Origin of the sequence: Pseudovibrio sp. M1P-2-3, assembly GCF_031501865.1 — a bacterium.
In the GTDB taxonomy this organism is placed as follows: domain Bacteria; phylum Pseudomonadota; class Alphaproteobacteria; order Rhizobiales; family Stappiaceae; genus Pseudovibrio; species Pseudovibrio corallicola.
In genome coordinates this window covers 2,043,378-2,054,057 of record NZ_JARRCW010000001.1, presented here as the reverse complement: position 1 = coordinate 2,054,057, position 10,680 = coordinate 2,043,378, and the positions used below count along the sequence as shown (strand labels likewise).

General features: G+C 47.4%; 7 protein-coding genes and 1 pseudogene. All 8 read right to left on the bottom strand.

Annotated features, from left to right (window positions below; all coding sequences use genetic code 11):
• Nucleotides 1-109: 109 nt before the first annotated feature.
• Nucleotides 110-2,718: pseudogene (locus tag P6574_RS09255) on the bottom strand (non-ribosomal peptide synthetase); the annotation flags it as partial.
• Nucleotides 2,669-3,793, bottom strand: a complete 1,125-nt coding sequence (locus P6574_RS09250) for a condensation domain-containing protein (protein WP_310620036.1) — start codon at nt 3,791-3,793, stop codon at nt 2,669-2,671. The gene P6574_RS09250 and the pseudogene P6574_RS09255, both read right to left, overlap by 50 nt.
• Nucleotides 3,794-4,141: 348 nt before the next feature.
• Nucleotides 4,142-4,321: a hypothetical protein gene (locus P6574_RS09245; protein WP_310620035.1), complete on the bottom strand. Its 180-nt coding sequence runs from the start codon at nt 4,319-4,321 to the stop codon at nt 4,142-4,144.
• Nucleotides 4,322-4,801: 480 nt separating this feature from the next.
• The gene (gene metG, locus P6574_RS09240) at nt 4,802-6,355 is read right to left on the bottom strand and encodes a methionine--tRNA ligase (protein WP_310620034.1); all 1,554 of its coding nucleotides are present in this window, start codon (nt 6,353-6,355) and stop codon (nt 4,802-4,804) included.
• Between the two features lie 65 nt (nt 6,356-6,420).
• A complete protein-coding gene (locus P6574_RS09235; protein ID WP_310620033.1) occupies nt 6,421-7,494 on the bottom strand; it encodes a DNA polymerase III subunit delta' in 1,074 nt (357 codons plus the stop codon).
• A gap of 16 nt (nt 7,495-7,510) precedes the next feature.
• Complete coding sequence (gene tmk / locus P6574_RS09230; RefSeq protein WP_310622137.1) at nt 7,511-8,170, bottom strand: dTMP kinase; 660 nt, start codon at nt 8,168-8,170, stop codon at nt 7,511-7,513.
• A 31-nt stretch (nt 8,171-8,201) separates the two neighbouring features.
• Nucleotides 8,202-9,443: a D-alanyl-D-alanine carboxypeptidase family protein gene (locus P6574_RS09225; RefSeq protein WP_310620032.1), complete on the bottom strand. Its 1,242-nt coding sequence runs from the start codon at nt 9,441-9,443 to the stop codon at nt 8,202-8,204.
• Between the two features lie 68 nt (nt 9,444-9,511).
• Entirely contained in the window at nt 9,512-10,627 is a 1,116-nt protein-coding gene (locus P6574_RS09220) for a septal ring lytic transglycosylase RlpA family protein (protein WP_310620031.1), read from the bottom strand.
• Between the last annotated feature and the right edge of the window lie 53 nt (nt 10,628-10,680).

Below are 10,680 nucleotides of genomic sequence, written 5' to 3'. Positions count from 1 at the left end.
TACGCGGAGCTTCATAGACGGTTTGCACAGCCACACTTTGGTTCACCGGCAACGCTTTACGGTCCAGTTTCCCTGATGGGGTCAGGGGAAGACGGGAGAGAACCACATATGTACCTGGAACCATATGTTCAGGTAAAAAGGTCTTCAGTTGTGCCCGCAGCAGGCGGATATCAAGCAAGGCTTCTGGGTCCAGCACATGTGAGGACTGGCGATCAAGGTCTGAGACCGCTTCCACATCTTTGCCCACAGCACTTGCGATATGCACATCGCCAATGCCCTCGGGAACCAGACAGGCCACCAACCGTGCCTGGCTTCCTGCCCCATCAACCGTGACTGCGGCTTGAGCGATCCCGTCCTGAGAACTCAGAACAGCTTCTATTCCACCCAGCTCCACCCGCATCCCGCGAATTTTGACTTGATGGTCCATGCGCCCCAGATAGTCCAGTGTGCCATCAGGCCGCCAACGGGCCAGATCGCCTGAGCAATAAAGCCGTGCTCCGGATTTCCCGGAGAACGGGTCCGCAATGAACTTTTCCGCAGTCAGTCCAGAACGCCCCAGATAACCGCGGGAAACCTGAACCCCGCCAATGAGCAGCTCCCCCGCAACACCAATGGGAACCGGATGCAAGTGAGCGTCAACCACATAAATCTGCGTGTTCGCAACTGGACAGCCGATGGGAAGGATATCCTCAGTACCCTTTGTCTCATAAAGGGTAACCTCCACCGCAGCTTCCGTGGGACCATAAAGATTGATTAACCGGGTTCTGGTGCCTGCCTGGTTTTGAAGCTGATAAAACCTCTGGACCGTCGAGGCGCTCAGTGCTTCACCGCTGGTGAACACAGCTCTGAGAGAAGACAAGCAGGCCCTGCCCCGCTCGAAGTTTAGCGAGGCCAGAAACTCATCAAACAGGCTGGGCACAAAGTGAAGGACACTGACTTTGTAAGTCACAATAACCTGAAACAGTGCATTAATATCCCGGTGGCACCCGGTGTCAGCATAACCACGCGGGCACCGGCAACCGCCCACCAAAGCAACTCCCAAACTGAAACATCAAAGGTGCAAGGCGTCTTTTGCAACAAGGTGTCTTGCGGACCAAGTGGCATGTACTCCTGCATCCACGCCAGCCGGTTAGTGATCTCCCGATGGCCAACCATCACCCCCTTAGGCTTTCCGGAAGAGCCGGATGTGTAAATCACATAGGCCAGACTGTTCTGTGTCAACAGGCCGTTTCGCTCGCTCGGTTTAAGGGATGCACATGAGTAAGATGTAAGCTCTGACAGGCATTTTCCATCATCCAAAAAAATTTGATGAAATCTAGATTGTGGATCTATGCTGTGTATTGGCGGACCAACTGCTTTATGTCTGATGACAAGTCCACACTCGGCATCCTCCAGCATGAAAGTAAATCGCTCCAGCGGGTAATCAGGAGCTAGGAAGAGGTAGCCCCCCCCTGCTTTCAAGATTGCTAGTAGGGCAAAGACCAGTTCCACGGATCGTTCTAGGCACACCCCAACAACTTGTTCCGGCCCAACGCCTTGGGCAATCAAGTATCGAGCCAGCCGATTGGAGCGCCTGTCCAACTCACGATATGTTAAAGATTTCCTATCATCGATGACAGCTGTGGAATCTGGGTGAATTTGCACTTGGCTTTTAAAATGGTCGAGTATCGAAACTCCCTTGAGATAGTCTACCTGTGTATCATTGAAGGTGGATGTGACCAAATGATATTCAGCTATGTCGCACACAGAGAGAGAGGAGACAGGTAAATTCAGATCTTTAGTAACTTTATCAAAGAAGTTTAATAATCGTGATTGGTGGACCTTGATTGTCCGCTCTTCAAAAAGCCCTATGTCGTAATCAAGTAAAACTTCCAAAGGCATGTCATAGTGAAGTTGCCACAGGCTGATACTGAATTTTGAATGTTGTCCAGTAATTGTGCGAGCGCGAATAGCTTGCCCATTTAAGCTTGGTCCTTTGCGTGATAGTAAGATATTGACACGCACATCCCCATGTGCCCTTTGCAGTCCACACTCACGTAGTACCCGCCCAAAAGGAACCCGACCGTGTTTGTGCGCCTGCCTTTGTTGCTGTGCAGCTGTCTGAAGAAACTGCGTAACACTTTTTTGTTCTTCTATGTATGTCTGCAGCGGAACCATATTGGAGAAGTGACCCAAAATCCGCAATTGGCGCCGTGTGCGATTCAGGGCAGTTTCCGCAGTGATAATGCTTTGCCGACCGCTCATTTTTGCCAGATATAGGCGAACCATAGCCGACAAAAATGTATCAAACGTCACGCCTAACGCCCTTGAGTTTTGGCGCAGGCGACCCACCAAATCGGGTGGAAGCTGGCAGCGTAAGGTTTTAATAGGTGAGGGTTTTGCAAGAGCTACAGGATGATCTGCCAGATGCATAATCAGTGGTTGTCCAGCGCAACCTTCAAGAGTTTCGCGCCAATACCTCAGGTCGTGATCTTCTTCACCACAGAGCCGATAGATCTGATCCTCCTGCAGAGCAGGAAGAAACCGGTTTTCCTTCAGTACTATCTGAGCTGTCGTTCCGCTAAACCGCTCATAGGTCTCACAAATGAGCATAAATAGCTGATATGCTCCCCAAGCATCCAAAAAATGATGGGAGCACCGAATTGCTAGCAAATAGCCCTCAGGAGCCTCAAATAGGGCGAATTCCCCAGTCCCCCCCTTCTCGCAACCTTTGTTCATGCCAGCTCAAAACTACTGCAGGTCCATGTTCGGACCATCCAAACTCCTGCACTTTGTGCTGGGAGACTGTAACCTGACTGTCTTTTGCTGGCGATTGCAGACCACTCTTCAAAATTTTCAAATGGGTAAATTCACAAGCATCGGCCACTGCTCGCAGGACTTTCTTCATGTATAGAAGGTCTAGATCTTTGGGTAAGTCCAACGTCCCAAGGATGACGTTGCAGTCCAGTCGTACCCCCGTCAGTTCACTCAGCCATTGGTCTTGCTGAACCAACGTTAATGGGTACCACGGGCTGCTCTCAGCCTTCTGTCGTGCCAAGAGCAGGCTTAGTTCATTTCCATAAGTATTTGTAAGTTCGTATTGGAGAGTCTGCTCCCAAAACACTCCAAGGGGTTGATCCAATGCATCCCCCATCGCCTCAGCCAGAGACGCGACCAACCGGGCGAAAACTTTCACAGCGCTTACTTCAAAAAGGTCTTGCCTAAAGCGGATTTTAATATTGGTTCCTCCACTGCTTAAAGCAAAGGCAAACGCTATGTCCAAATCACTGGGGAGGTTAGCAAAAGGTTCGCTAAAGATGCCTCTATCTTCAAACCGGCAGTAAACTTGATAAAAGGAATGGAGATCTACAGGAGGCTCGATCCCTAAACCTCTCAAGAAGTCAATTTCGTTAATTGGGCCCTGGCGTTGTGCAAGGTCAATTGCCCTTGTAACCTTCTCAAGAAACGTTCTAACACTTTCACATTCAGGAGGTATTTCCACACGCGCCACAGTTATAAGGTTGGCTCCTTGCTCTTGCCCACCTCTTAACCAATCTGTTCCGAAAGCTACGTCACGACAGTTTGCAAACTTTCCAAGAGCCAACGCTAATGCGGCTTGAACATGAATTACCGTGTGCTCTTCAAGCGACAATTTGTTAAATTTCTCTTGATATTTGACGCTAATTTCCGAAAGTTTCCTACAAGTGGATCTGGAGTTTCTTTTCATTCTTGCGAAGGAAAGATCTAGATAGAAAGGCGCACCAATAAAACGTTGAAAACGCACTGTCGCTGCCTTAGTCGACAGTATACTCATGCGCACACTCCCTATTTCAACCAGATACCCTGATGAACTTCCTAACATTATAAGTACTGGTGTTTTGGAAACTCCTAACATATCAGAGCGGCCAAATTATAAATGGGTGAGTAAAAGTTCAGGTGGTCTGGATGTCTCTCACAGCTAAGTCCAACCAGTATCAGTCTCCACTGATCCCAGCATTTCGCTGCCGTGTATGATACTCATTCGAGCAGTATTGAGACCCGAAATATTTTCACGGAACCAACGCCATTTGAAACACAACACAAGCTCGCCTTCATATACTTATCTATAGCCCAACTGACGACCTCCCGTATCGCCATACCATTAATGGCGGCCACATAGAGCTCAAGCATCGGGCAATGAATGCGCAACATAACCCGGGTCCTTTAAAAAGTTCCAGCATTCGTGTGAGCTGAACATGTCACAGATGTTCCCTAACTCCTGCCACAGAGCTTCATAAGTGTGCGCTTTCGCCTTCCGTAGGAGGGCTTTGATTTTGGAAAAGGCTATCTCTATTGGATTCAAATCAGGAGAGTATTTGGGCAGGAATAAAAACCAACGTCGACTTCACGAAGTGCTTTCACTGCTAATGGGCTTTTATGAACATTCAGATTGTCAAGAATGACCACATCACCGGCGCCAATTGAGTTTTGATATAGGTAACAAAGGTATCACCATTCATGGCTCCCTGAATCATCAAGGGGCAAGGAGACTATCACAGCGTAACCCAGCTATGAAGGCCTGAGTCTGCCACTTGCCCAAAGGTGCGGTAGTCGGTTGCCTCGATAGCGGCGCCCACGTAGCGGCGTCATATTGGTCTTTATACTTGCCTCATCAATGAATACCAACCGGTGCACCCAGTCTGGCAGTGTTTGGCGGTCCATACCGCCCGTGCGAGCCGCCCAAGTCAAAAGCAGGTGCCGCTGGTATGTCTTGGTTCAGAAAGAAATAAAATAAAACCCCACAAACTGGCTGCGGGGTTTTAATCGTAGTGTTTCTTTTAGCTTAGCTGGCGACTTCCGGCTCCACATAGCGTGGGAAAATACCACTAGGTTTGGAAATTTTCACGCCAGATTTCAGCTTTTTGTCTTGCATGAGTTGACTAAAGCCACGCTCATCTTCTGGGATTTCCAGAAGATCCAAGAGTCTAGAAGCGGAACTAGGCATAACAGGCTGTGCAAGGATGGCCACCTGACGAATAATTTCTGCGGTAACATACAGAACTGTTGCCATGCGCCCTGGGTTGGTTTTCTTTAGAGCCCATGGCTCCTGAGAGGCGAAATAGCGGTTTGCTTCTCCAACAACTGTCCAGATAGTATTCAAAGATTGATGAATTTCTTGCTTGCTCATGTAGGAACGACACGCATCCAACATGGCATCAGCTTGTGCAAGAATGTCCTTGTCTGTATCGCTAAGTTCTTTAGCCTCTGGAATTTTGCCTTCACAGTTCTTGAAGATCATAGAAATTGAGCGCTGGGCAAGATTACCCAAATCATTGGCCAGGTCCGCATTAATGCGGTTCACCACTTGTTCATGAGAGTAATTGCCATCTTGTCCAAAAGGAACTTCGCGAAGGAAGAAAAATCGGACGGCATCCAAGCCATAAGTTTCCACTAAATCAGCAGGCGCAATTACGTTCCCTAAAGACTTTGACATCTTTTCGCCGCTATTAAATAAGAAACCGTGCGCAAAAATGCGTTCAGGAAGAGCAATTCCGGCTGACATCAGGAATGCTGGCCAGTAAACCGCATGAAAACGGATAATATCCTTGCCAATCACATGCACATTGGCAGGCCAAAACTTATCCATATTGCCGTCAAGATCCGGATATCCCAGAGCGGTTATGTAGTTTGTCAGTGCATCCACCCAAACATACATCACATGTTTTTCATCTCCAGGAACCGGAATACCCCAGTCAAATGTTGTACGAGAAATGGAAAGGTCGCGTAAACCGCCCTTCACAAAGCTCATGATCTCATTGCGGCGACTGGAGGGACCTATAAAATCAGGCTGGCTTTCATAAAGCTGCAATAGCTTATCTTCATAGGCAGAAAGTTTAAAAAAGTAGCTTTCTTCCTCTACCCACTCCACAGGCGTTCCTTGTGGGCCATAACGAACTCCATCTTCACGAAGCTCCGTTTCGCCTTTTTGGTAGTATGCTTCATCCCGAACAGAATACCAGCCAGAATAGCTATCTTTGTAGATGTCACCATTGTCCGCCATACGCTGCCAAATCGCCTGGGAAGCTTTGAAGTGGCGCTCTTCATTGGTCTGGATAAAGTCATCATTCGAGCAACCCAGCATCTCCACCATTTCGCGGAAGCGCTTTGAGTTCAGATCGGCAAGTTCAGAAGGAGATATCCCCTCTTTTACTGCAGTTTGCAGCATTTTTTGACCGTGGACATCAGTTCCTGTCAAAAAATGAACATCGTGGCCATCCAAACGCTGAAAACGGGCGAGTACATCCGTTGCGATTGCCTCATAAGCGTGTCCGATATGCGGTGCCCCGTTTGGATAGGAAATCGCAGTTGTAATATAAAAAGGTGACTTGCCGGTCATATGATCGTGCGACCTCAATTAAAGTTTAAATTTAAAGCAGGCTGCGCGATGTCCCAAGCGTTAACTCAGGAAATGCCAGTATTGCGCCGGCTCACTTCTCGCAGTTCGATGAGGAAGGAGAGCACAACTTGTTTCCTGTCAAGATTTAGAGCATCGGTTGCGCCTGCTGCATTGCCAACCTTTTCCCACAAGTCTGTCCAGCAAACAAGATGCTTGGCTGGCATATCAGTGCCTTTTCCAACTTGCAGCGAAAGAAAGTTGCGTATCAAGTCCAGAAAGCTGATCCAAAGGTCATCAGCTCCATGCGCACTTACCTGTTCTGCAAAGCTATGTGCTTCACGCATATCCAACTGTGGCAAATGAACCGTCAGACTATTGAATTTAGCCGCAAGCTCCAGTCCGCCACTTTCCAAAGCTATGAAGGCATTTCGCAAGCTACCATTAGCAAGGGTCAGTAATGCCTTTGTTTTCTCAGGCTCCCCATCATGGAACGCTTCATAGAATGACAAAGCTTCTAAAAGCTGATTATCATTTAGCTTGCGCATATCCAAACGACGACAACGGGAGCGAATAGTTGGTAGCAATCGTCCAGGACTGTGAGAGAGGACCAGAAAAACACAATTTTCTGGAGGCTCTTCCAATATTTTCAAAAGAGCGTTGGCTGCATTTGCATTCATATCATCGGCAGCATCAATAAGGCATACCCTCCACTGCCCGCCAGCGGAAGTTGAGCCGAAAAACCGGACAGTCTTACGCACTTCAGATACAGGAAGATCCCGCATAAACCGTTTGCTCTTCTCGTTCCAAGGCCTGCGTAAATGAAGAAGATCCGCGTGGGACCCGGCAGATACCATTCGAGCGTTATGCGACTGTGCAGGTACATTCAGGTTCACTGCTGATTGAACTTCCAATCCAAATCGGTCTGGATTGGCAAGTACAAATTTTGCGAAACGAAACGCAAGTGTCGCTTTTCCCGTACCCTTTGGGCCACCTAGAATCCATGCATGGTGGAAACGGCTAGATTTATAGGCATTCAGAAGCTTTAGTTCCGCCTCTTTATGGCCAAAAAGGACGCTTTGCTCACGAGGAAGAGCCATCCCTTCAAGCTGATCCGCCTCGGGGACTTCAATTGACTGCATTGCTTTTGCCATGAGACTACTGGGAACTTCCTAAGGTGGCTTCTTTCATATATGAGGGAAATTTTCCACACACTGCATTTAAGATATTTTTGGAAACAGTCGCAGCATCTTGGCAACCGTCAACAACTACAAAGCGGTCCACTTCCCGCCCCGCCATGGAAAGGAACAATGCCCGCCGCCGTTCATGGGTTGTAGTTGTATCTTGTTCAAAGCGGTCTGGACCATCATCGCTTCTTTTGGTTACTCTGGACATACCAATATCAACTGGAACATCTATCAAAATAGTCAGATCAGGATCGTTTTCGTTAATTGCCAGCGATTGTAAATGATTAATGAGAGTTTTCTCAACTCCTGCCTCTCCTTGATAGACGCGTGAGGAATCAGCAAACCTGTCACACAAAACCCACTGGCCTTTACAAAGAGCTGGCGAAATTACAGTATCAATATGATCAGCGCGCGCTGCTGCGAATAATACAGCTTCCGCATCAACACCATAACGCTGGGCCTGTCCAGAAAGTAAAATTTCCCGAAGCAACTCTGCTCCAGCAGAGCCCCCCGGTTCCCGTGTCATCACGACTGAAAAGCCTTGAGCTTCAAGCTGCTTTTTCAACTCTTGGATCTGGGTGGATTTACCGGCCCCCTCTCCGCCTTCAAATGTTATAAACTTGCCGCGCACTTTCTTCAAAGCTCCTGCCCGTCTCTAAGTATTAGAATATTTTCCAGAATAACTCGCCAACAGCATCTGTGGACCTTTGCTTCAAGCTCCCAACGCCTACATCTCCACCTGTAATAAGAGGTGCGCGATAAATCACGTCATTTTTAGATAATATCTGAAGTTCCCCCACTTCAGTACCTTTTTTCACAGGTGCTGTAAGGGGCCCCTGATAGGATATTTTTAAACTGTAGTACTTTTTATCGCCTGTATTCAAAAGCGCAGCAATCGTATCTTTTGCTATAAGAGGAACATCAGGAGAACTCCCCCCATAAACTGAGGCCTGTCCAACATATTCCCCCCTATCAAAAATGGGAAGAATTGTTAGAGAGGAAAATGCCCGAACCAATAGGGTTTTCATATCGTCAAGACGATCCTCTGCAGTGGGAGCTCCAGCCACTCCAGCAATGTATCTCTTCGCTCCAATCTGTATAGTCCCAATAGCCGAGAAGCCAAAATCTCGCGTATACCCTGCGGCAAACCCCTCTAGGTTTTTGATTTCCTTACGAAGAGGATTTTTATTTCTTTGTAAAATCTTATTCCATTTAAAGCTCTCTTGTCCATAAAGCGCGAAGAGATCAGGAACTTCATTAGCTATGTGGCGAGCTAATAGAATCTGATCACTTAGTGTCGTTTGATTATATTTGTGTTTATAGCCAGTTGGATTAGCATAGGTCGTTCCCAGCATACCAAGGCCAGCAGCAGTCTCAGACATTCTTGCAGCAAAACTGGCTTCGTCACCATCTATACCCTCGGCAAGAGCTATTGCAGCATCGTTCGCACTATGAACAACCAATCCTTGCAGAAGGTTGTCAACGCTTACAGTACTGCGGACATTTGCAAACATAGTCGTTACACGTGCCGGTGCACCGCCTGTACGCCACGCATGCTCACTTATCCGAAGTGGTGTCTGTCCCGCAATTTCCTCATTTCTCAAGGCGTTTACAACGGCTAGAGACGTCATGATTTTGGTCAAGTTAGCAGGAGGAAAAGGACTATCTGAGTTTTTTGAATAAATGACTTTGTCGGCACTTGCATCATAGAGAATCGCGGACTTGGATTTAAGAATAATCGCTTGTGCCGAGTGCCCCATTGAAAGGAAGAAAATTACTACAGCACCAAGTCCCAATAAACCTCGGTAAACTTTGAGCAAACCAGCCAGATCCAGCATCATGATAAACTTAGTGCAAATGTAAAGCACTGTTACGAAAAAGTTTCTAGCCCAACTACTACGCACCAACACCTGCATTTTCCTTTAAAAGAAGAAATCTTATAGGTTCTAAGGTTAGGCTAGAAATATTAACGCTAATTCTCCGCGCTTGCCACAGCCAAACTCTTTAACCCAACACCACTAGAAAAGTCTTTAAAAACCTCATGGGCACTGGATATACGAGAAACCGCTGCATAGGATGAGACTGCGCTTCCCCTTTGAAGAGAGTACGCTTGCGGAGCTGGCACTGGAAGAACTCCAAGTGAACCTTGCTGTGCAGCTCCATTTACAGAATATGAAGGTTTGACAGTCACAGGTCTCAAAGAATCGCGGTGATCAATCTGATTTAATATAGAGCCGATTTGATCATTAAAACTATTAGAAGTAGCGACTGTGATCGTACTTTTCTGCCTATTGTAGACCAAAGCAGGATCAAGACTACCCAATGCAGCAGATGTATGGCTCACAGATACAACGGAAGCAGTAGTATAAACATCATAGGGGCGGCTGATGGGAACTGGAGCTCGGCCGATAATAGCCAAATTTGGCACTTGTTTGGGTTGAGCAAAGGCCAACATAGTATCAGGCCTGCTTGTTCCAGGTGCAGAGCTTCCCTTTCCACTAAAGGAAGCCAGTAGGTATTTTTCATCTCGGCCATGCAAAGGCGCACGGCCCAAGTACTCAACCTTTACCTTTGCTACACCCGACTGCCTAGTTTCCAAGAGGCTGGCAACTCTTTCGGAAAGATCAATCACCCTATTTCCATGAAATGGCCCACGATCATTAACACGCACGACCATTGATTTTCCGTTGTTTGTATTTGTCACGCGAGCATAACTGGGTAACGGCATAGTTGTGTGCGCAGCTGTCAAACCGTTTCGATCAAAGATCTCTCCATTAGCAGTCATACGGCCATGAAATGTTGGCCCATACCAAGACGCTAAGCCAACTGCCTTGTATTTGGGGTCATCTTTGGGGTAATACCATTTACCGGCCACTTTATATGGTTTACCTACAACAGAACGCCCGCCACCCTTGGGAACAGGTTTTGTTCCAGACACAATACGCGGACTAGCAGTGACACCGTATTTTTTTTCACTAAATTTGACTTTGTCGGTGTCACCACCGCACGACGCCAAAACAATACAAGCACCCAAAAGCGTGCCACAGCGAACACCCAACCTGATGTGCCTTCTAAAAGGTGAAGACATATTTTTAATTGCAGCCTGCACCTTGAAATGGCCCTTACTCGAAAAAGTATAAT

Bases quoted from the DNA above. Each gene is read 5' to 3' on its own strand.
- P6574_RS09250 (WP_310620036.1), bottom strand. From the start codon at position 3,793: ATGAGTATACTGTCGACTAAGGCAGCGACAGTGCGTTTTCAACGTTTT.
- metG (WP_310620034.1), bottom strand. From the start codon at position 6,355: ATGACCGGCAAGTCACCTTTTTATATTACAACTGCGATTTCCTATCCA.
- P6574_RS09235 (WP_310620033.1), bottom strand. From the start codon at position 7,494: ATGCAGTCAATTGAAGTCCCCGAGGCGGATCAGCTTGAAGGGATGGCT.
- P6574_RS09220 (WP_310620031.1), bottom strand. From the start codon at position 10,627: ATGTCTTCACCTTTTAGAAGGCACATCAGGTTGGGTGTTCGCTGTGGC.